The sequence below is a fragment of the Candidatus Saccharimonadales bacterium genome (assembly GCA_035697325.1).
In the GTDB taxonomy this organism is placed as follows: Bacteria; Patescibacteriota; Saccharimonadia; order Saccharimonadales; family Saccharimonadaceae; genus JALRBM01.
Window position 1 is genome coordinate 195,118 of record DASSDB010000004.1, and the last position, 20,304, is coordinate 215,421.

Annotated in this window: 23 protein-coding genes; 15 read left to right on the forward strand and 8 right to left on the reverse strand. The window is 50.6% G+C overall.

Annotated elements, in window-relative coordinates; all coding sequences use genetic code 11:
• Positions 1 to 53 precede the first annotated feature (53 nt).
• From gltX to VFH06_04955, 8 genes are all read left to right on the forward strand, one after another.
• Positions 54 to 1,487, forward strand: a complete 1,434-nt coding sequence (gene gltX, locus VFH06_04920) for a glutamate--tRNA ligase (protein ID HET6747419.1) — start codon at positions 54 to 56, stop codon at positions 1,485 to 1,487.
• Between the two features lie 3 nt (positions 1,488 to 1,490).
• Positions 1,491 to 1,844, forward strand: a complete 354-nt coding sequence (locus VFH06_04925) for a hypothetical protein (protein ID HET6747420.1) — start codon at positions 1,491 to 1,493, stop codon at positions 1,842 to 1,844.
• Between the two features lie 29 nt (positions 1,845 to 1,873).
• Positions 1,874 to 2,968: a DUF3048 domain-containing protein gene (locus VFH06_04930; protein HET6747421.1), complete on the forward strand. Its 1,095-nt coding sequence runs from the start codon at positions 1,874 to 1,876 to the stop codon at positions 2,966 to 2,968.
• Positions 2,959 to 4,518, forward strand: coding sequence for a HAMP domain-containing sensor histidine kinase (locus VFH06_04935; protein ID HET6747422.1), 1,560 nt, complete (start codon positions 2,959 to 2,961; stop codon positions 4,516 to 4,518). Before VFH06_04930 ends, VFH06_04935 begins: the two co-directional genes overlap by 10 nt.
• Positions 4,519 to 4,520: 2 nt before the next feature.
• A complete protein-coding gene (locus VFH06_04940) occupies positions 4,521 to 4,916 on the forward strand; it encodes a response regulator (protein ID HET6747423.1) in 396 nt (131 codons plus the stop codon).
• A 94-nt stretch (positions 4,917 to 5,010) separates the two neighbouring features.
• Positions 5,011 to 5,556: a hypothetical protein gene (locus VFH06_04945; protein ID HET6747424.1), complete on the forward strand. Its 546-nt coding sequence runs from the start codon at positions 5,011 to 5,013 to the stop codon at positions 5,554 to 5,556.
• Positions 5,557 to 5,709: 153 nt separating this feature from the next.
• Positions 5,710 to 6,288 carry a hypothetical protein gene (locus VFH06_04950; protein ID HET6747425.1) on the forward strand — a complete coding sequence of 193 codons (579 nt, stop codon included), beginning with the start codon at positions 5,710 to 5,712 and terminating at the stop codon, positions 6,286 to 6,288.
• 110 nt (positions 6,289 to 6,398) lie between these two features.
• Complete coding sequence (locus VFH06_04955) at positions 6,399 to 6,650, forward strand: hypothetical protein (GenBank protein ID HET6747426.1); 252 nt, start codon at positions 6,399 to 6,401, stop codon at positions 6,648 to 6,650.
• Between the two features lie 143 nt (positions 6,651 to 6,793).
• Here the strand turns inward: VFH06_04955 and VFH06_04960 are convergent, their stop codons facing one another.
• Positions 6,794 to 7,798, reverse strand: a complete 1,005-nt coding sequence (locus tag VFH06_04960) for a Gfo/Idh/MocA family oxidoreductase (GenBank protein ID HET6747427.1) — start codon at positions 7,796 to 7,798, stop codon at positions 6,794 to 6,796.
• Between the two features lie 115 nt (positions 7,799 to 7,913).
• Between VFH06_04960 and VFH06_04965 the strand changes: the two genes are divergently transcribed.
• The 4 genes from VFH06_04965 (at position 7,914) to VFH06_04980 (ending at position 12,899) form a co-directional block, all read left to right on the forward strand.
• Complete coding sequence (locus tag VFH06_04965) at positions 7,914 to 8,228, forward strand: hypothetical protein (protein HET6747428.1); 315 nt, start codon at positions 7,914 to 7,916, stop codon at positions 8,226 to 8,228.
• A 127-nt stretch (positions 8,229 to 8,355) separates the two neighbouring features.
• A complete protein-coding gene (locus tag VFH06_04970; protein ID HET6747429.1) occupies positions 8,356 to 10,914 on the forward strand; it encodes a right-handed parallel beta-helix repeat-containing protein in 2,559 nt (852 codons plus the stop codon).
• A gap of 80 nt (positions 10,915 to 10,994) precedes the next feature.
• Complete coding sequence (locus VFH06_04975; protein ID HET6747430.1) at positions 10,995 to 12,200, forward strand: hypothetical protein; 1,206 nt, start codon at positions 10,995 to 10,997, stop codon at positions 12,198 to 12,200.
• Between the two features lie 3 nt (positions 12,201 to 12,203).
• On the forward strand, positions 12,204 to 12,899 hold the full coding sequence (locus tag VFH06_04980; protein HET6747431.1) for a LamG domain-containing protein: 696 nt from the start codon (positions 12,204 to 12,206) through the stop codon (positions 12,897 to 12,899).
• Positions 12,900 to 12,953: 54 nt separating this feature from the next.
• Here VFH06_04980 and VFH06_04985 read toward each other — a convergent pair whose 3' ends face one another.
• Positions 12,954 to 13,634 (reverse strand): NUDIX domain-containing protein, encoded by a 681-nt coding sequence (locus tag VFH06_04985; protein ID HET6747432.1) that lies wholly within the window; start codon positions 13,632 to 13,634, stop codon positions 12,954 to 12,956.
• 98 nt (positions 13,635 to 13,732) lie between these two features.
• On the opposite strand from VFH06_04985, the gene VFH06_04990 reads away from it, so the two are divergent.
• The 3 genes from VFH06_04990 to VFH06_05000 all read left to right on the forward strand — a co-directional run bounded on the left by VFH06_04990 (position 13,733) and on the right by VFH06_05000 (position 16,029).
• Positions 13,733 to 14,368 carry an NUDIX domain-containing protein gene (locus VFH06_04990; GenBank protein ID HET6747433.1) on the forward strand — a complete coding sequence of 212 codons (636 nt, stop codon included), beginning with the start codon at positions 13,733 to 13,735 and terminating at the stop codon, positions 14,366 to 14,368.
• A 93-nt stretch (positions 14,369 to 14,461) separates the two neighbouring features.
• Positions 14,462 to 15,148, forward strand: coding sequence for a sigma-70 family RNA polymerase sigma factor (locus VFH06_04995; GenBank protein ID HET6747434.1), 687 nt, complete (start codon positions 14,462 to 14,464; stop codon positions 15,146 to 15,148).
• Positions 15,149 to 15,183: 35 nt separating this feature from the next.
• A complete protein-coding gene (locus tag VFH06_05000) occupies positions 15,184 to 16,029 on the forward strand; it encodes a LuxR C-terminal-related transcriptional regulator (GenBank protein ID HET6747435.1) in 846 nt (281 codons plus the stop codon).
• A 72-nt stretch (positions 16,030 to 16,101) separates the two neighbouring features.
• On the opposite strand, the gene VFH06_05005 is transcribed toward VFH06_05000, so the two are convergent.
• The 6 genes from VFH06_05005 to VFH06_05030 form a co-directional block, all read right to left on the reverse strand.
• Complete coding sequence (locus VFH06_05005) at positions 16,102 to 16,560, reverse strand: hypothetical protein (protein HET6747436.1); 459 nt, start codon at positions 16,558 to 16,560, stop codon at positions 16,102 to 16,104.
• A gap of 101 nt (positions 16,561 to 16,661) precedes the next feature.
• Entirely contained in the window at positions 16,662 to 16,850 is a 189-nt protein-coding gene (locus tag VFH06_05010; GenBank protein ID HET6747437.1) for a hypothetical protein, read from the reverse strand.
• Between the two features lie 74 nt (positions 16,851 to 16,924).
• Positions 16,925 to 17,494 carry an AAA family ATPase gene (locus VFH06_05015; GenBank protein ID HET6747438.1) on the reverse strand — a complete coding sequence of 190 codons (570 nt, stop codon included), beginning with the start codon at positions 17,492 to 17,494 and terminating at the stop codon, positions 16,925 to 16,927.
• A 242-nt stretch (positions 17,495 to 17,736) separates the two neighbouring features.
• Positions 17,737 to 19,002: a hypothetical protein gene (locus tag VFH06_05020; GenBank protein HET6747439.1), complete on the reverse strand. Its 1,266-nt coding sequence runs from the start codon at positions 19,000 to 19,002 to the stop codon at positions 17,737 to 17,739.
• Positions 19,003 to 19,195: 193 nt separating this feature from the next.
• Positions 19,196 to 19,606: a hypothetical protein gene (locus tag VFH06_05025; protein ID HET6747440.1), complete on the reverse strand. Its 411-nt coding sequence runs from the start codon at positions 19,604 to 19,606 to the stop codon at positions 19,196 to 19,198.
• A gap of 11 nt (positions 19,607 to 19,617) precedes the next feature.
• Positions 19,618 to 20,202: a TetR/AcrR family transcriptional regulator gene (locus VFH06_05030; GenBank protein ID HET6747441.1), complete on the reverse strand. Its 585-nt coding sequence runs from the start codon at positions 20,200 to 20,202 to the stop codon at positions 19,618 to 19,620.
• Between the last annotated feature and the right edge of the window lie 102 nt (positions 20,203 to 20,304).

Here is a 20,304-nt window from a genome sequence, read left to right on the forward strand (position 1 = left end):
ACTTACCCTGTGCCAATATCCAGACATCCCGTGCCTGTGGTACAATAACCCCTATGAATACCGTTCGCACTCGATTCGCTCCAAGCCCCACTGGCTTTCTCCATGTTGGTAATATCCGCACCGGACTTTTTGCCTGGCTTGTTGCCCGACACTTCGATGGCACTTTTATTTTGCGCCTTGAGGATACGGATAAAAAACGAGAGGTAGAGGGGAGTGCCGATCATCTCCTTGAATGCCTGAAGGTTCTTGGTATCCAATACGACGAAGGTATTGGTATTGGTGGCCCCTACGGCCCCTACAAACAAAGTGAGCGGCTTGATATTTATAAAGCGTGGGCACAAAAACTCATCGACAGCGGCCGTGCCTATGCCGACCCATACACACCCGAGGAGCTCCAAGCTTTCCGCGAGCAAGCTAAGAGTGAGAAGCGTGCCTTTTTATATCGTCATCACCGGCCAGAAAACCCACCAACGTGGGATGGTACGACACCGCTCCGTTTTAAATCGGACCCAAAAAACTATTCGTGGCACGATGAAGTTATGGGTGATCTTTCTACGGGTCCCGAAGTTATCGATGATATCATTCTCATTAAGTCGGATGGGTATCCAACCTACAACTTCGCGCATATCGTTGACGATGCCGAGATGAAAGTAAGTCACATCATTCGCGGACAAGAGTTTATTGCCAGTCAGCCGAATTACCTCAATATCTACGAGGCTCTTGGGCTGATACCACCGATTTTTGCCACTATGCCGCATATCTTAGCAGCTACCGGCGGTAAAAAGCTGGGCAAGCGCGATGGCGCCAAGGATGTGCTCGATTACATCCGAGATGGCATCCTTCCTGAAGCACTGCTTAATTTCATCGCGAGTCTCGGCTGGAATGACGGCACAGAGCAGGAAGTATTTTCTGTTGAAGAATTGATAGAGAAGTTCACACTCGACCGTGTACAGCGCAGCGGAGCCCGCTTTGACGAACAGCGCCTCCTTTGGCTCAACGGCCAGTGGATTCGTCGGATCTCACTCGACGATCTTTCAAAGCGAGCCAAACAGTTCTGGCCAGAAAGTGCGCAAAAAGCAACTGATGAAAAACGCCTCCAAGTACTAGGGCTTGTTCAAGACCGACTTAAAACACTGACCGACTTGCCCCTCCTCACACGCTACTTCTTTGAAGAACCTGGCGTTGATCTTTCGCTTATCGAAACGAACAAGCAACTCAAAAAACTCGACAAATCTGAAATATCGTCACTCCTTATTCAAGCCAAAACCGCGTATGAAGCTGCGGGTTTTGAAAGCGCAGATTCGATCCAGGATACACTCAATCAGCTGCTAGAAGTAACCGGCCAAAAGCCTGGTATTCTCTTCGGTCTTATCCGCCTGGCGGTGTCGTGGGCACCGTTTAGCCCCGCACTCAACGACACACTTTTCGTCCTCGGTAAAGATACTGTTCTTCAAAGGCTTAATACATCACTCGAAGTTTTCCAATAGCCCATGGAGCCTCCAGAAATTCAAACCGGCAACGCGGCAAATGGCCTGAAAGGGTGGTTTATAGGAGGCAGTATCCCTGAAAGTTTCGGCCTAAGGCACACTTTTGATGTTGAATTAAAATGGAGTATCCACAAAGCCGGTGAAGAGCGGCCCGATTGGGTGACAAAAGAAGCCCGAACTACTGTTGCAATTCTTATTTCTGGCAAATACGAGGTTATATTTCGGGAGCAATCATCAATCCTCTCCAAACAAGGAGACTATGTCATGTGGGGGAAGAGTTGCGATCATAGAGGCAGAGCTCTTGAAGATTCGATCATTCTAACCGTGCGTTGGCCATCTATTCCGCGCTCCACTTAAAATATTCATCTGCTATAATAACCTTAAGCATGAACGATGGATTCGCAAAACCAACATTTTTTAGGCGGCTTAGGAATTGGGTGAGTACCCACCGTACGCGGACCATCGTCTTTCTTGGCATCATTCTTATTGCGGCAGCCGGGGTGACGGCGTATGCGCTTTTATCGCAAAATAGTCCGGCGTTAGAGTCGCTTCACCTTCAAGCCAAGCCCAAGCCAGCTCCACCCGCACCTGTATTTTACTCGCCACTTACCGGTGTAAAAGTGCCGGATGAGGCCAGCACAAAGCAGGCTGTAACGGCGATCATGATCGAAAACAGCCCCGATGCCCGGCCACAATCGGGCCTTAAACAAGCGGGAGTCGTCTACGAAGCGATTGCGGAAGGTGGTATCACGCGGTTCCTAACACTTCACCAAGAAGATAAGCCTCAAGTCATCGGCCCCGTCCGCAGTCTTCGCATGTACTATGTAGATTGGCTGGCACCGTACAATGCAAGCGTTGCCCACGTAGGAGGCAGCGCAGCCGCACTTGCTGAAATACGAAACGGAAAATACCGGGATATCGATCAGTTTTTCAATGGCGGCAGTTACTGGCGCGCGACCGACCGATATGCTCCGCACAACGTCTATACCAGCTTTGCCAAACTCGATGCGCTTAACGCCGCCAAAGGCTACACTAGCTCCACTTTCACAGGCTTTCCAAGGGCAGACGGTAAACCAGCAGCCAAGCCTACAGCGAGCGTCGTGACTATCAACTTCAGTGGCGCACTTTACAACACAGCATATGGCTATGACCCTGGAACAAACTCGTACTATCGCTCTGTTGGTGGAAAGCAGCATATGGACCGCGAAGAGGGACAGATTCATCCAAGTGTCGTCATTGCTATGAAGGTAAATATGCACAAAGTATTTGAAGATGGCTACCGCGAAGATATCAATGCCAATAGCACCGGTCAGGCTAACCTCTTCCAAAATGGCACAATGCAAGAAGTGACGTGGTCAAAGCCGTCACGTGAAAGCCAAATCACCTTCAAAGATGAAAACGGTAAAGAGGTACCCTTGGTGCGCGGACAAACCTGGATTACCGCCGTGCCAAATGGAACGGGGAGCGTTTCATGGCAGTAAAGCAAACCCCTCCACAGCTGGTAAAAAACTACTGGCCTCGCTACCGCAGGCAGGCTATTGCTATCACCATTTTGATGCAAATTGCCGCAACACTCGCTATTGGATGCGCACTTCTGGCAACCGGCGCTACGCAACCGACGGTTCCTTTTTGGATCATGCTACTTGCCGTTATTTTTACATCAATCGGCGTTAATATTCTTCTTGTTAATCAGCTGCTCACGCCTTTGAAGGACCTTACGAGCGCACTCACGCATATCTCGGGCGAGCCCAGCACCATTACACCACCAAATCCAAACGCAAGCCACTTTGAGCGAGACGGTTTTAAACCATTGCTTCAGCTTATTTACGAGCTGGCCGCCGACAAAAAGACCGAAACCGAACAGAAAGAAAGCCAAGCTGAAACGGCTTCAAAAGAGCAATCGGTCTCAGAAATTGCTACAGCATTCGAGAATACCGCCGCCGGATTTATTATCATGAAAGCATCTGGCGACATTCTGTATGCCAATAAGAATGCGCCCGTCCATACTGATCACGAAAATACAAAAAAGATTGATCTTATATTCGACGATTCGCCCAGCCTTACCGAATGGCTGAAGGATTGTGAAGAGCATGCCGTTCATGCCGAGCAAACATGGGAACGAGTTCCTAGCCAAATCATTGGGGAAGAAGACCGCAAAATCTATGATCTTGTCGCTTCATATGATAAAGGAAGTTCAGCAGAAGTTGTCATTACGCTTTTTGATCGCACAGCTGACTATCAGCCCGAAGATGATAGCCTTGATTTTATTGCTTTTGCAGCCCACGAATTGCGCGGGCCAATTACTGTTATTCGGGGCTACCTTGACGTGCTTGAAGATGAGCTCACTGATAAGATTGACGCTGAGCAGGGAGAACTTTTCAAAAGGCTTGTCGTTTCGGCCAATCGTCTTAGCAGTTATGTTAATAATATTCTTAATGCTTCGCGCTACGACCGGCGCCACCTTAAAGTGCACTTGCGCGAAAATAACCTATCCGATATTTATGACACGATCAGCGACGACATGAATCTTCGCGCATCGTCGCAAAACAGACTTTTGGCCGTGCACTTTCCCAAAGATCTCCCCACGATCGCTGCCGATAAAGCAAGTATTAGCGAAGTTATTTCTAATCTTATCGACAATGCTGTCAAGTACAGCAATGAAGGGGGAGCGGTAAATGTGACCGCCGTGGTGGACGGCGACTTTGTGAAAGTATCTGTAGAAGACCACGGTATCGGCATGCCCGGAAGCGTCATTAGTAATTTGTTTCACAAATTTTACCGCTCGCATCGTTCCCGCGAAACGGTCGCGGGTACAGGCATCGGCCTATATATATGTAAAGCGATCGTTGAATCACATGGTGGTAAAATAGAGGTACGAAGCACCGAAGGCGAGGGGTCGGTATTTGAATTTACTATACCGATATACAGTACCGTTGCAGATAAACTCACCGCCAATAACAACAGCAACGAGGGATTGATTGAACATAGCGAAAGCGGGTGGATAAAAAACCACGCGATGTACAGGGGATAAAAATGGCTATAAAGACAATATTATGCATTGAAGACGACCGTTTTATCGGAGAGATGTATGTCCGTAGCCTTAAAAAAGCCGGTTACGACGTTGATTGGATGGTTGACGGCAACGATGGCCTGGTAGCTGCCCGTAATAAAACATATGATCTTATTCTGCTTGATATCATGCTCCCCGAACGACGTGGTGGCGAAATTTTGGCCGCTTTGCGAGGCGAAAAAGGCGATCTTATTCCTAAAACAAAGGTAATCGTTATGACCAACTTTGAGCAAGACGATGAGTCACGTCAGGCTATGCAACATAATGTTGACGCATATCTTATAAAGGCAGAGATTACCCCAAAGAAGCTCTTGGGCGTTATTGAAAAACTCGCAACAGCACCCTCTCAAGTAGCATAGATTTGATACTTAGTCATATTTGTGATATAATTAACTTAAGCTTCGTTCGCCGTGCGGACAAGCAACCGCACGTCACAATTGAAGGGAATCGCTGTTGCGAACCATACTTTTGTTTCTTCGCCAGTACTGGCTCAAACTTGCCGGAGGGCTGGCCGTTCTTGCGCTTACCGCGGCAACGGCATACTACGTCGTTCAGGCGTTCGGCCCATCACCTGTGCCGCGGGCTATTCAGGCCCAGCAGGTGAGCACTGGCGCCTCTCCCGAAGGGTACATGACTCTCAGGGAGACACTACCGGCGCAAGTGATCATCGACCCGCAGACCTGCGCAGCGAGTATCGCGGGCGTCACAGCCACGAAGAAGGGAGTAATCTGCTTCGTGAGCATCGATCTTCACACATACCCGCTCGTCAGAGGAAGTGTCGGATTCTGCCAGGATCTCGACACTACTTCTCCCGAGAATAGCGCGCAGAAGTTCGTTCTGGCCTTCAAGGGCAAGGAATCACTCATCCTGGGACTATACACCAAAGCACCCGAAGTGCTGCCCGGGCTCGCGGACGACACTCCGCCTGTTAGCGTTTCAGGCATCGATGACTCGTACGGAGGCGTCGACTGTACCTCGCTGCCCGCCGATCCCAACTGACGTGCGTGGGGTAACCTTGGCTCTCTGCGAAAGCAATGAGCCAAGGTTGCCGTAGCACTCCGCAACCACCAAGTGTGGTCTTTTTTTAACTTGTCATAGCCCAATTCTCTCGCTACAGTAGTGAAGTCACTCTTTACATATCCTACCGGAAGGATGAAAGTGCGTACCGAACGCCGGGACTACCTCCCTGTCGTCAGACAGATTTATCCGCGCAACCCGCCCCAGGGCTTACCTTCGCTCGTGTATGTCGTCCAAACACTGGAGAACGGCTACTTCACCAGCCGTCAAAAGGAGCTTCTCAAGACGAAGCTTCAGGAAAAAATGGGGACAGAGCACATCAGCGTCAGGGGAAACGGCAACGAAGTCACTGTTGCATCGGCGCCCTACGATTCGATCGACGGACGCTTCGTGCTCTTGGATGCGCTTCATGAAATCACAAATCCCCAGGCACCATTCAGTGCACTCGGGACTCTGCTTTCCAGCTCCTTTAACGTCACCAACTACGTGCTGGGGTTGCAAATCCTGGGAACACACAGCGACGCCTCGCTTGCCCGTATCCAACAAGTGCTGAATGGAGTTACTGGCATTGAAAGCGTGCTGCGTGAACCCGATTACCCCAACGTTTTTAACATCTCGGTAAACGACGACTGGAGGCAAGCTAACACGAAGCTTCTTCGTGATCTTTTCAGTTACGGATTTGGAGCGAGCCTCCACGTAAATCAGCGACAGTAAAGAGTGGCCCGTGGCGCAAGAGATGGTGTTTTCTTGCGCCACGGGTTATCTTAATTGGTATACTAAAAAGACGCCCTCAACCGGGCGCATTTGTTGTAAGGAGTGAAGAAGTGTCGGGTTTTAGCCACGGGTTCCGCCGTGATACACCCAAGTCGTTCATGACCATCGAGGAAGGGAAGCAGGCCATCTTAGACGCCTGTAAGAAGGGTGCATCATACCAGGGATTTGATGCGCTCCTCACGGCAGTCAACGACGTGAGAGGAGGAAAGCGTCTGTCGAGGCAGGATGCTCATGCAGCACTCAGCTCGCTTCGCGGCGATGGTCTGATCTCACCAACGAATTCCAACATCCACTCTCTGTAACAAATGTACCTCGGAGGCCTCCCTAAGGACGGGGCCTCCGAGGTACATATTTCGACTAATCTAAAATTACTTTTATGAAAACAGGGTAGACCCTTACGCGCCCAGTTTAAGAGCTTCGTAAGGGTCTACCCTTGGTACAGGCACTACACGGTGAAGTTGTGCAGCACAGCCGGCCCGGTCGCGAGCCTGACACCCGAGCCGGAGAGCACCCTGAGCTGCGAGAAACTGAAGGTGCTCTTACGCGCCTTGATCTCTCGAGCGAACCGCTTCATGACACCGAGGAATACGTCGTCGTAGTTGAGCGGCGAGGCCATGCCTCGGCCCAACTCCAACGTTTCGTGATCGTAGAACGTCGTTCGGCCGGAAAGCGTGAAGACAGTTTCGGTACCACCCTCGAAACGAAGAGTGATCGTCTCGGGGAAGTGATTCGTCTCCAGCTTGCGGCTGCCCGAGCAGAAGAAGGTCACTCCATCGTGCAGCGTACCGGCCACCGCGTAGCGGTCGGGACTGTTGGCCAGCCGGATCGCCGTGAACGGCTGCCATCCGAGCAGCTTCATCAGGTAGCCGATCTCGTGACCCCAGTGATCGAGGAGAAGGCTACGCCCCTCCTTCTTCCAGGGGTTTTCCGTGGCGTGATACGTGAAGTCGAGCCCCACGTGCTCCAGTGCGCCATACTTGCGCTGGAGGTTGCCGAGATTGGCACACGCCCATCCGTAGGGCGCGTTTTCGAGCTCGTTGCGCGGATGGCACGTCGTCACCAGCACCTTGTTGGTTTCAGCCTCCACGAGCGCACGCTCCACGACCACCAGCCCATCCTGCGTGGTGGCCAGCGGCTTCTCGCAGAAAACAGGCTTACGCGCACGAACGACTCGAGCAAGCTGAGCCGGATGCGCCTCGTCGATCGACGCAATCACGATCGCGTCGATGTCCGGGTCGCGAAGGAGGTCTTCCTCTCGGCCGTAGCCCGGAACGTTCTGACCCACCTTCTGCCTGAACGTCGCGATACTCCTTTCCGAAGGATCGAACAGCCCGGCCAGCGAAAACTCACCGGTCTGGAGAGCAGGAATGGCGTGTGAGCGCCAGGCATGGTTACCAGTACCCAGGAAACCCAAGCGGATTACCACAATTTCCTCCGTTGATCGGTCCAAACTGTACCCCTAAACCATACCATTTTAAATTAATTTCAGCAAACCATTTCACCCTTAAGTAGGTGCTGTGTGTCATGTGATAAAATTAGTGAGTTGTCAACGGAGAGGAATCCTGATGTACGAAGTTGAGTTCACGATGGAGCCCAAAGTTCGTGTCGCGAGTCAGGCGGACTTCACTCACAGCATTGCCTACATCGTGAATCGGATTGAGCTGAACGAAAATCGCTGGGATGGTGAGGTGCAGCTTCGTCTAGTCAATGACGAGGAAGAGGGGACGATTGTTTCGTGCCCTGAATTTACCGCCGAAAACGACGAGCAGGCAAAGGGATACGCCGTCACATGGCTACGGACTACCCTCGGCGGGCTTCTCGGCTGCGCACCTGATGAAGTAATCTTCGAAAACCTCACCTGGACAAGGACAAGAATCTAGTCAGACAACGGACCTAGCCATACCCTTATTTTTTCGGGTATGGCTAGGTCATGCGTTTTATTGACATCATTTTTTATCTATGCGAAACTAGAAAGCAATAAGCGTGAGCTTAACGGGGGATAGACAAATGAAACCAAAAAAAGCAATTATTATAGCTATTGCGCTTGTTATTTTCGTTGGCGCAGGAGCATGGGCTTTCTTTTCATCACGTTCTCAAAATACTTCACCGTCGCAGCAATCTGCTATCTCAACCGTTAAGCTCAATATTCCAAACTCAAGTCTTGAGCTAGCCAAAACAAGTAAGTCACTTGATATATCCGTAGATATTGAGGGCACGGCCACTATCGCAAGGGTTGAGTATCTGCTTGACGGAGAAGTAGTGGCTCGGAGCATAGAGCCTCCTTACAAAGTCACGATAAGCCTCGCCAAGTTAAAAAAGGGCGAACACACGCTCCAAGCTATTGCCTACGACACCTCTGGCGGCAGTGCCAAGAGCAAAGTGTTTACCTTCACCATCGATGATTCAGATACGGTAACTCCAGCAAACGACGAGTCCCAAACCACTGTTGAAGAAAGTACTTCGATCCCAACCGCAAGGGCATCTCGTGTGACTACGGCAAAGTCGGGAGGCTCTAGCGGTTCTAGCGGCACTTCAAACAACAACGATGGTGGTACGCCTACACCAACCGACTCTGAGGAAAATTACCGTACGGCCGGAGGTTGGTATGGTTCTCTTCCTCCACAACTAGAGATTTGTAGTAACAATGGCTGGAATGGCGGCCCCTCAAGCGCACCCGCAGGCAGTAATACTATTATCGTTCCCGCAGGCGACAACACCGGCTTCAATTTCACTCAAGATAATAAAATTTTCTGGTTTGCGCCCGGTGAGCATACGCTTGGAACAGGGCAATTCTCTCAGATAGTCGTCGGAAATAATAGTACTTATATTGGTGCGCCTACCGCGGTTCTTAATGGCAACAATAACAACCAGTATGCCTTTACCGGTAATGCCACCAACGTACGTATAGCTTATCTCGAAGTTAAGAACTTCGGTAGAGGTACAGATAACCAAGACGAGGGAGTTATTAATCACAACGCGGCCGACAATTGGACCATGGAGTATCTTTACGCTCACCACAATGATGGCGCAGCAGTATTCCTTGGCAGCAATAATACCGTTCGCTATAACTGTCTAAAAGATAACGGCCAGTACGGGTTTAGCATGTTCAAAGACCAAATTGAAGGTGATTCTGCTATTAAGGATATCGTCCTTGACCACAACGAAATCAGCGGAAATAACCAGGATAACTGGGAGGTTCTTTCGCCAGGATGTGGCTGTACGGGTGGGGGTAAGTTCTGGGATGTAAAAGGTGCTACGGTCACTAACAATTACGTTCACGATAACCTTAGTACAGGGCTCTGGGCAGATACGAACGACATCGACTTCTTGTTTGACAGTAACTGGATCGAGCATAATTCGGGCGAAGGAATCTGGTACGAAATCAGCTACAATGCCACGATAAGCCGCAATACCCTTAAACGGAACGCCTGGGTAGGAGGCAACCGCAATACAGGTTCACCAGCACCCGCAATTTACATTTCAGAGTCTGGCGGCGATAGTCGACTGCAATCAACCACCAGCGGAAGTACCAATCTTCAAATCAAAAACAATTTACTTGAAGACAACTTCTCTGGCGTATCTGTCTTTGAAAACTCAAACCGTTTCTGTGATTCCAACGGTAACACGAGCAAATCGTACTGTACACCTTTTGTCAGCCCAACGATCATCCCTAAAAATCCGACCACACCCCCAACATATGACTTCACATATCCTAATCCTATCGGCTTAAATCACCCTTGCTACACAAGCATTTCATCTGCTCCATATACATTTAATTGTCGCTGGCATTCTCAAAACGTTAAGGTATTCAACAATGAGTTCCGCTTTACGGCTGCGAATGTTCCATGTGCCGGCACTTTTTGCGGCGTTCAGGCGCTCTTTGCAACAGGTGCAAATAATATACCGTGGGCTCCGGCAGCGTACAACATTGGAAACATCCAAAACGATGTCATGTTTAACAACGGAAACAAGTTCTCTAATAACACCTATATAGGAGACTGGCGATTCGCTAAGGGTAGCGGTGAAACAATCAACTGGAATATTTGGCAGTTAGCACCGTTTAATCAGGATACTGGCAGTACCATCAGTGGTCAGACTCCAGTCGCCAATGCGCTCGATACTAACACGGCTACTCTTGAAGGCTCAATCGGACAGTGGCAATCTTGGTTTACAACAAATATCGCCCAATCAACACTAGAAGCACATAGTGGAACCCACAGTATGAAGATAGATACCACTGGTGGAGGAAGCTGGGGAGTGCAACTTGCCAATTATCCAGGATTCCGTGTAACTCCAGGGTCTAAACACGTCAGCTTCTGGGCAAAGAAGACCGCTGGAACGACTTCGGCAGTACGCCTCCAGCTTACCTGGCGAGACAGTGACGGGAACGTCATTAACCCAACACCGGCAGATCTTACACTAAGTGGCCTTAATTCAACCTGGCAGCAAGCGAGTGTAGATATGGCTGCACCAAACAACGTTTCGACGGTCTTTATTAGCTTCCTCGGAACGGGCTCATTGGGTGACACGGTATTTATCGATGATATTGTCGTAGGAGATAATTAAAAAATGATTTATTTAATAGCCATAAGCAAAATGTTGTGATAGTGTAGTAAAATAAGGATAGAAAAGGTTAGAAACAGGAAATGGCACGTTTACCAACACCAGGCTCAGATGATGGCACATGGGGCACCGTTCTTAACGATTTCTTAGCGGTCGCCCACGATAGCGGAGGAGGGCTTAAAGCTGGCGCAGTCAGTTCTTCTACGATTCAAGATAACTCTGTATCCGGCAGCAAGCTCCAAGATGGCAGTGTAACCAACGCCAAACTTGATTCAGGGGCTGGCAGTGATGGACAGGTTCTCACCAAAGACAGTGCCTCTTCGGGTGGCTTCAAATGGACCTCTACGGCCGGTACACCCGATGCTACCACTAGTACCAAGGGACTGGTTCAGCTGGCAGGGGACTTAGGGGGAGTCGGTACGGCTGCCGCCGCCCCTATAATTAGCAATAATGCAATTACCAATGGCAAGATTGCCGATAACGCTGTCACATCTGCTAAAATTGCCGACGGAACCATCGTTGATGCTGATATTTCAGCGAGTGCCGCTATCGCTAAGAGTAAACTCGCCGCACTCAATATCGGTGATGCTGATGTAAGCGCCATTTCTGAAAGTAAAGTCACAAACCTCACTACAGATCTTGCGGCTACCGAGAAAACCGCTAATAAAGGTACTGCCGGTGGATATGCCTCTCTTGATGGCTCCACAAAGGTACCTATCGCACAAATTCCTACGGGCACAACGGGGACGACGGTAGCCCTTGGTAATGACTCACGCATTACTGGTGCTGAACAAACGGTAAACAAAGGTGCGGCAAGTGGATATGCGGGACTGAATGCATCGACACATGTACCTACAGGCCAGCTAGGCTCGGGTACGGCAGACTCTACGACATTCTTAAGAGGTGACTCGACATGGGTAACCGTATCTGGCGGTGGTCCTGCGGTAACTCCTACGAATGGTGGTGGCGAAACATACTACGATATTGGTAACTCGGGAACCGCAGCAACAGCAGACCTTACTAACGGTAACGTTCAAAAACTGACGCTGACAGGCAACTGTACGCTTACTCTAGCAAACCCGGCAGCCGGAGCCATGCGCGCAATGACACTACTTGTATTTCAGGACGGCACAGGTTCACGAACTATCACTTGGCCTGCGTCTGTAAAGTGGGGTATCGCTGGAGCACCTGTACTATCGACCGCAGCAACAAAGATGGACATTGTCTCTCTCTTTACTGTTGACGGTGGCACGACCTGGTATGGAGCGCTTGGCGCCAAAGGCTACTAAAAAATGGGTGCGCTCGCATCACTTCGCTTTACGGAGGTTCGACACCGCGATCAATACCCGGGTTTAATTGGAGCTTGGGGATTCGATGAGGGTACCGGCCTCGTAGCCGTCGATAGCTCTACGAAGGGCTCCGATCTCACGGTCAGCCCCGGTATGACATGGGCCACGGGATACGCAAGCGGGACGGCTATTCAAAATGGAGGTGGTGGTGGCGCCGGTGGCGCTTTTCGCCAAAAAGACATTGTTGACAGCAACATGACAATCATGGGATGGGCACGGCCACTTGATCTAACCTCTGGTACGTCCAGACCACTCTTTGGATTTTGGGATGCAACCAATGCGGCAGGGAGTACCTGGCTGGCAATCTGGGCACAACGCAACGATTTCGGAACGGGAAATGTTTTACAAGGGAATGTGCGCGCAGGAGGATCTCTCGTCGCGCTTAATGGCTCGGCACTCACCCTCAATACTTGGGCTCATCTTGCTCTTACCTACAATGGAACAAACATAATTCTTTATAAAGATGGGGTATCTGTTGCAACGGTGGCACAGCCCGGCGCAGCGTACACAGGTACTGCCTATTTTCTCGTGGTACCAGATTCTGGCAATGCTCAAGTTGATGATGTGCGTGTTTTTAATACGACATTATCGCAAGCTGAAATACAGTCATTCATGCAACAACCCGTTGCCGTGCCGTAGGCCAGCTCGAAACCGAACAAAGCGGAATATGCGTCGTGATGAACGCGGTGAGATTTATGCATCGGGAATCGTAACGGTGATATCGTCAAAGATTGTGCCGCTTGGGCAATTGTGCACAAGATGGGCAATCTCGTAAAATCCGGGCACAAAATCTCCGGGCGCTATAGTTTCAAGTTGCGCCCAGAATGCCTCACCAACTTCAGGGCGCAACTCGGCTTCGCGCCCTGGTCTGGCTTCGGCCGCTTCAAAAAGATGGACGAGCATATGGCGATCAAGGATATTCCCGCGAAATCCACGAACATAGACTCCGCCCCGATACGTAAGTCTTGCGATTAGGCCAGCTTTTTCCGCCAACTCCCGGGCAGCCATCTCGTCAAGTTTCTCACCAAAATGAAGCATGCCATGCGGGAAACTGACCAAGCCTACGTTGGGCTGCCGGTGCCACCGTGAAAAGAGATACTCATCATTATCATTCTTACAAACGATCGCCGTGAGAATCTTAGGTTGTTGGCGCGTCTTACCCGTTTCAAGACTGAGTGTTCCTGCAAACTGCAACCCTTTGGTGCTTAACCGATAGTGTTTCTCGTACTTCTCAATCAAGTCGTCTTTTATAAGGCCTTTCAGATGATACATAAAAAGATTGCCTTCAACACCCTTAGGACGAAGTTCACTATACCGGCGCGTCGCATGTCGCGTCAGTTCAAGCAATATATGGTATTGGATCCAGCTGAGCATTGTTCAATTATTTTTGAGTCAAAAAGCCTTACTTACGAAGCCATGCACTTCACTGATATCATTCTACTGTACCTTGACAGAAGAGATGACTCAAGCGGATGAAGAAAGGTCTAAGGTTGAAACTGACATTTACACCGCCTAGCGACGGCCGAGTGCACAGCTACTGCCTTTATTGCGGGCAAGAAAGCCCTCGCAGTGGCTTGCGCGAGAAGCGTCTTGCGTATGAATGCAAGGCGTGTGGCCGACGGCATACCCGAGCACTCATCATTGATCCCGGTGTTCGATGGTGGTGCGATGAAACCGGTGAATACTGGCACGAGACAGCAGGGATTTTCCTCAGCAACAATCAGGGGGAGTTTCTGTTTTTCGAGCGGACACGCCATCCGTTCGGGCTAACAGTTCCGGCGGGTCACGTCGACACCGGAGAGCTCGAAATGACGACGGCACGCCGGGAACTCGGAGAAGAAGCGGGCGTTCTGCTTCCGAATTCGGCTTTCAGGCACGTGGTGAGTGAGGCTATTTACGGCGACGAATGCCGGCGCGGAGCTGATGTTCATCGCTGGCATATTTTCACCGCCAAATTGCCCAGTCATCTGTCGATTATCGTTGACGAGCGCGAGGGAGTAAATCCAATCTGGCTGCGCCTTGAAGACGCGCTAGAGCGCAAGCTCACTTTTGCAACACGGTACATCATCTCACGGCACTGCGAAGCTATCGCGCAGATCGTCGGGTGAGTAATACGTGACCAAGCTGCTGTTTTGCGGCAGCTTGGTCACCAACCCATATATTTGACAAAATAATTCAAAAGAGCTATTATACTCAGAATCATGTCCGAGGTCACACGCACCCCCGACTCCTTTCGGCACGATTCCGAAGTGCCACCATCTTCCATGCCCGATAGCCGTACTCTTGGCAGGGAAGCCCTTCGGGAAGTTAACTCCTCACTCAAGCGAGAGTTCGAAACATTTATTGCTCCTCATGTTTCCCTTATCTTAGGAATCGCGCGTAAATCACTGAGCGACCCGCAGGATGCCGAAGACATCCTTCAGGAAGTGCTCATAAAGACATGGCATGTTTTCGAAAAAGGAAATCGGCCCAAGAAAGGTTGGTTTGCCACCGTTACCCGTACGACAATTATTGACAGTTACCGTAGAGAATCCCTGCGGCGCCCTAATACAGAAGCCGTTGATTACACCTCTTACGAAAATCAGGCTCTCCACCCCTCATATTCGTTCGAAGACACAATCAGACAGGAGATGCTTGCGGGTGACGATGCATTTATGCAATTTCTCGTTGATATCCTTAGAACACAGCATATATCCGGCGAGGAGCTACTTGAGCTGGTTATTGAAATAGCAAACGGCTCCAAAGTAAGCGAGTACGCCGCGGCACACAATATGCCGGGCGGACAGGCTCGCCGCCATCTCTATATCGCGCGTAATCAGGCAAGAAAGTACGAAGCCCTCATACAAGCTTATCTTGCGGGTGAAGACATTTCCTCCAAAACATTATAAAATATGAACACACTGTCAGCAGAAGGGAAGTGCGCGTGCAACCCCCGACTCGAGAACTCGAAATCTTGTTGGCAGTCGCAAAAGGAGACAGCCACGAAGAAATTGCCAGAAATTTTGGCATATCCGAAATGAGTGTCAAAGCTAGCCTGGTCAAGACCAGGGAACGATACGGAGCAGTAAACAACGAAGAAGCTATCGGCTTTGCGCTTGCCGCTCGTCACATTCCTCTTCGTAAAGGGCAGAATCCCGGCACTCCTCTCAACCAAGCAGAAGTCGACTTTCTTAGCCTCGTAGCTGGCGGAAACCAAGATGAGGACTTGGAGAAGATTTACTTCTGTTCGCGGAAGCTTATCGATAATTACATGAAAGTAATCATCGGAAAACTGGATGCCGTCAACCGGTGCAATGCCATTTATAAAGGGTTTCGCTACGGACTGTTGATTGAGAGGGGTGAGCGGTACTACGCAAAGCATCTTCGCAACTCCCAGGCAGATGCATTGCTTGCTTCCGCCGTTACTGCCAGTCTAGAAGAGGCGGCGGCGATACTTTGCCTTAAGCCGTCAACAGTAAAAACGCACCTGCAACACTGCCGGCGGCGACTTATTGCCAATACGACGCCCCATGCGGTGGCTATTGCGATTCACAACGGAGAATTGTTTTGTCCGCCCGCTGACGAGAATTCGGCAAAAACGCTTGAGTGGAGGGAACGCCAGGCGCTCATAAACATTGCCCAAGGATATAGTGATCCGGACTCCGCAGCGATGCTCAAAATTGGCGTTCGTACGCTGACTCGAGCAGTTGCTTCGGCTATCGAAAAGCTAGAAGCAACAGGTCGAGAGAACGCTGTCTTCAAGCTGTTTCAACAGGGAGTTCTTAAGTGAATCTCTCTTGAAAGGGTCGCGGGTGTCACGTATGTGGCATCCGCGACCCTTAAAAAATATGGACAACTAAAACTATCCGTAAATATCACGCACCGGACCTTCAACGCGAATATCACTTGGGAGATACGTCTTATCATTGGCATTATATGCAAAGGTCATTGTGTGGATAGTTTCAAAATAATCAGCTTCTTTACGCGTTTTATAAATAAGTTCCGACTCATGATGCTCCCGAGTCAGCGCAGGGCCATCATAAATAACAAATTCTCGCTCTTCATGGGGCCGCAGCTCCGTATCCAACTCACGCGTCGTACCAAAGATACGTATTTTGTCGAGCTCAACCGCCTCAGGCCAGTTGTTCACGATATGACAGTAGAGTTGCATATGCGTTCCATTATTGTGCGGTTTTAAACGTTTAATAAATACCATCGGAAAACTGCTGTCATGGCCTTTTATGATGCTCGATGCCGGCTGGGGAGCATCGCCATCACTCGTTGGTTCGTTACTTGGAGCGAAAAAATCAAATAATCCCATATTTTTACTATAGCAGAGCAATCTGAGAAGAAATTTAAAAGGCCCGTGGTATCGCGTATTAACGCGACCCACTGACGGCCTGTGCCCTGAAGACCCATCGTTCACTTTTTGGTGACTACTCGGACCCTCTGGTTCGCCTTGAGTTCTCTCGTTTCACCATTGGACGCAGTAATCCGCACAACTGCGCCAGATGAACTCTCAACGGCTGATACGGTAAGGTATGGGCTGATAGCCACACCCAAACATAGTACGTAGAACGTCTGACCAACTGCCAGATCACGTGCACGCATCGCAAGAACTCCTTTTTAGGCAATACCAATTATTACTGTCCTCGATTACACTTGATGTGTCAAATATTTGAGCGTTATGACGAGAAAGTAAACGTAAAAGCCAGCCCTGGGTGAGCAGCCCTTGCCTGCACATGCCAGGTTTGGCCTTCGGCAACCTCCTGTGGCGAGTGGTTCGTCGGCGCCGCGATGATTCGCGTCACCATCGGGTAACGCTGGTGACCGTTGCGCAGTTCGCGTGCCGTCAGCGTGTCCTTGAGGCTCGTCAACACCCGCGGAGGGGCATCGAAGAGCTCTTCGAACACGGCTACTCGGCACGCCAAGAAACTCAGTTCGGGACTGTACTGAAGGACAGCCTTTTCCGCGCCGCCCTGTCGATTCAGGGCGTCGAGGTCGAGGCCACCGTAGAGCTCCTCCGGAGAGGTACCCTGGCCAAACGACTTGACGTACGGAGTCACGTCCCTGATGGCACCAAAGGCGGCCTCCAAGAACTCCGACTTTCCGTGACCGCCAGGGCCACTGAAAATCAGATTGACACCTGCGGCTATTGCGAGCGAAAACGCCTTGCGCATTTCATCTGCGTAGACGAAGTGACCCGTAGCACTCTCGACCCAGGGAAGGATGAGGGTGTGGGAAAGAGTGTCCATGATCGGCTCCTAACCGTAGTGATTGTGGATAAATAGATGGAAAGCTACTATAAGTGCGCAGCAGAAAATCTGGCGCACTTTCGCTGGTAATTATATCATATTTATAGTTTTTTGTCTACTCAGGGTTCAATCGTTCCCTATGGGTCACTTTCGGGCTCTTAAAACGACATAATTTCTATCTCATTTTGAGAGTCAGCCCGACCCGTTCGCCTTGAAACTGCGAACGGGTCGGGGTAAACCGCTTACTTCGAATCGGCCGCCTTCACCAGCGTGAAGGTCGTGGCGTACAACCTGCCCGACACCAGCGGATATCCGCTGCCACGGCGGAACAGCACGACGTCACCCGCGTGGGGGAACTTCCTGCTCCCGCCGGGCAGATCGTAGGTGATCTGGCGCCGGTCCTTGATGTACTTGCACTGGCCGGCCCTCACGTAGAGCTGGGTACGCCCCTGGTACTTCTCGGTCTTGAGCGTTCCCGTCAGCCAGCCTTCGTCCCGGAGGGCGGAGAGCAGCCGGCGCTCGATCTCCTGCGACAAGCGCAGGTTGTCGCTGTCCGGCTCCTGGGTCAGCCACCACTTGTAGGTGGTGACGCTGTTGGTCCTCAGCACGTCGCCGAGTTCCTTCAGCAGGGCGAAGCCGCCGTTGGCCGCATCCATCTCGAGCGCCATCTGGATCACCCACGTCCCGGAGGGCGTGAACCGGCGAGCCAAGTCGAGCTGCACGCAGAGCGGCAGCTTGGCCATCACATCGAGCGACACCAGATCGAAGCTCTGGAGGTTCGTCGCGGCGAGCTCGAGCAAGGCATCCACCTTGCTGTCACCCAACCGCAACCTCAGCTTCTCCGAGGTGGTGAACCACTCGTTGGAGCCTCTCCCGCTGAACAGCATGTTCGGCGCCGTCTTGGCGACGATCTGCATCGCGGTGAGCAACTGCTCGTCGTCGAGGATCCCCCAGTAGCTGTCGGGCTCCTCGAACACGCCGTGGCCGTTGGTCAGCTGGCGCACACGGCCCGACCCGTTCCCCACGAAGGCGTGCTTCGTGAAGTTGATGACGTTGTAGCGATACTCCACCTTGGTCTGGCGGAGCTTCTCGAAGATCATCTCGGCGAGGTCGTCCTTGCTGATACCCACCTTCAAGGCGTGCACCAGCCAGTAGTCGTACGCGGCGCCAGCCGCGAGGAACACCTCGCGGACAAACGGCACGCGCTGCTCGTCGCCCAGGGCGAGGAGCAGCCACTCGTTGTTGAGCAGGTCTTCTCCGACGTGGAAGTTGTCGAGGTGACGCCGGTAGAATTCCTCCACCGACGACCCGGCCGCTTCCAGCAACTCCAAGAACAACTGCGTGTGCTCGGAGATCCACCGCACGCCCTGCGAGTAGGGGATGCCCTCGTACCCGTCGGGGTGGGTGGATTCCACAGCCGTGTCCAGCAGCTCCAGGCTGACGGTACCCTCGCGGGTCGCCTCGGCCAGCTGGCCCTGGATCACGGTGTAGTCGATGGTCGCGGTCATAGCAATCTCCATTCTTCTCAGGAAGACTACGCTAAGAAAGTAGTCTTTCGAAAGCCGAACTACTCACTTAATACGGAATAAGCAGTTCGGCTTCCAAAAGATCTATTCGATGTAAGAGGTCATGCCAAAAGCAATGCTTATGACAATTTTTATATTATAGCATAATAGTTATATTTTTTCAATAGCCTGCCTCTTAGGAAGACCGGGGGACCTTGGGGAAGTGCGCTCTTGTTTGCTTATCCAAAACAAGAAAGGCAATGGCCGCAAGCATGATAGCCCCGCCTGCTTGAGCGATATCAAACCAGAGTGGCAGATTCGGCGTAAATACAATGAACGCTACTGCACCAAGAGGAGCTAATACGCTTATGACGCTCAGCCGCACCCAACTACTCCTTTTTCCTTTAGACATTTGCTTTAAAAGATACAGCAAAACCAACCCGCCAATAACCCAAATTCCACCACGTACTAGCACAACGTCAGCCGTATCGCCGATCATTGCACCTCTCATAATAAGTGCTGCCAGAAAAAATATAACGTTCCATGCTATAAACAAGCCGGCTACCTTTTTTGCTTTACCAATAGTGTTGTGTAAGTGTTCGCTCATGTATTTCTCCTTTACTTTTTCGTTGCTCGCATAAACATTTGCCAGATTGAATCCGCATACTTTTTTGAATTGATGGCCGGATTTTCCAAAAGATAAAAAGACGACCCATCAATAACAAAGCGGAGTGATACCGCCATTGTTCTTGCATCAAACTCGCCAAACTCACCCCCGTTCTGCCCCCTTAAAAAGAGCAATTCCAATAGATCAACCGCATTGCCACTATAGTCGACCGCGGGCGTATTCAATATAACCTGGTGCACGGCCGCAATCTGATCGGCATGCTGGGCAAGATACTCAATATTAGAAGTTATGTACGCTTTTAACTTGTCGGTCATCGTTTGTGCGGCATCAATACGCGGCTTCATATAGGCTGCACCTTCCATATAAGCCGTCTCGACAATGGCACCAATCAGCTCATCCTTTGTTGCAAAATGATACATAATTGTTCCTTTGCTCACGTGGGCTTCCTTGGCAATGGACATAATTGACGTGGCTGCGTAACCGTCCCGGTTAATAATTTTCGTCGCAGCAGTAATAATATCTTGCCGACGCACTTGCTGAATCCGAGTCGTCTGAGCTTCTTTTTTTGAACGCATGGTTAAATTTTATACCAATCGTTCAACATTTGCAATGAGTTGTCATGTTCATAAATCTACACAAAATTACTGTTTATGAAGCCATATCCTTGCTATAATCGG

Bases quoted from the DNA above. Each gene is read 5' to 3' on its own strand.
- gltX (HET6747419.1), top strand. From the start codon at position 54: ATGAATACCGTTCGCACTCGATTCGCTCCAAGCCCCACTGGCTTTCTC.
- VFH06_04925 (HET6747420.1), top strand. From the start codon at position 1,491: ATGGAGCCTCCAGAAATTCAAACCGGCAACGCGGCAAATGGCCTGAAA.
- VFH06_04930 (HET6747421.1), top strand. From the start codon at position 1,874: ATGAACGATGGATTCGCAAAACCAACATTTTTTAGGCGGCTTAGGAAT.
- VFH06_04935 (HET6747422.1), top strand. From the start codon at position 2,959: ATGGCAGTAAAGCAAACCCCTCCACAGCTGGTAAAAAACTACTGGCCT.
- VFH06_04940 (HET6747423.1), top strand. From the start codon at position 4,521: ATGGCTATAAAGACAATATTATGCATTGAAGACGACCGTTTTATCGGA.
- VFH06_04950 (HET6747425.1), top strand. From the start codon at position 5,710: ATGAAAGTGCGTACCGAACGCCGGGACTACCTCCCTGTCGTCAGACAG.
- VFH06_04965 (HET6747428.1), top strand. From the start codon at position 7,914: ATGTACGAAGTTGAGTTCACGATGGAGCCCAAAGTTCGTGTCGCGAGT.
- VFH06_04970 (HET6747429.1), top strand. From the start codon at position 8,356: ATGAAACCAAAAAAAGCAATTATTATAGCTATTGCGCTTGTTATTTTC.
- VFH06_04975 (HET6747430.1), top strand. From the start codon at position 10,995: ATGGCACGTTTACCAACACCAGGCTCAGATGATGGCACATGGGGCACC.
- VFH06_04980 (HET6747431.1), top strand. From the start codon at position 12,204: ATGGGTGCGCTCGCATCACTTCGCTTTACGGAGGTTCGACACCGCGAT.
- VFH06_04985 (HET6747432.1), bottom strand. From the start codon at position 13,634: ATGCTCAGCTGGATCCAATACCATATATTGCTTGAACTGACGCGACAT.
- VFH06_04990 (HET6747433.1), top strand. From the start codon at position 13,733: ATGAAGAAAGGTCTAAGGTTGAAACTGACATTTACACCGCCTAGCGAC.
- VFH06_04995 (HET6747434.1), top strand. From the start codon at position 14,462: ATGTCCGAGGTCACACGCACCCCCGACTCCTTTCGGCACGATTCCGAA.
- VFH06_05005 (HET6747436.1), bottom strand. From the start codon at position 16,560: ATGGGATTATTTGATTTTTTCGCTCCAAGTAACGAACCAACGAGTGAT.
- VFH06_05010 (HET6747437.1), bottom strand. From the start codon at position 16,850: ATGCGTGCACGTGATCTGGCAGTTGGTCAGACGTTCTACGTACTATGT.
- VFH06_05015 (HET6747438.1), bottom strand. From the start codon at position 17,494: ATGGACACTCTTTCCCACACCCTCATCCTTCCCTGGGTCGAGAGTGCT.
- VFH06_05020 (HET6747439.1), bottom strand. From the start codon at position 19,002: ATGACCGCGACCATCGACTACACCGTGATCCAGGGCCAGCTGGCCGAG.
- VFH06_05025 (HET6747440.1), bottom strand. From the start codon at position 19,606: ATGAGCGAACACTTACACAACACTATTGGTAAAGCAAAAAAGGTAGCC.
- VFH06_05030 (HET6747441.1), bottom strand. From the start codon at position 20,202: ATGCGTTCAAAAAAAGAAGCTCAGACGACTCGGATTCAGCAAGTGCGT.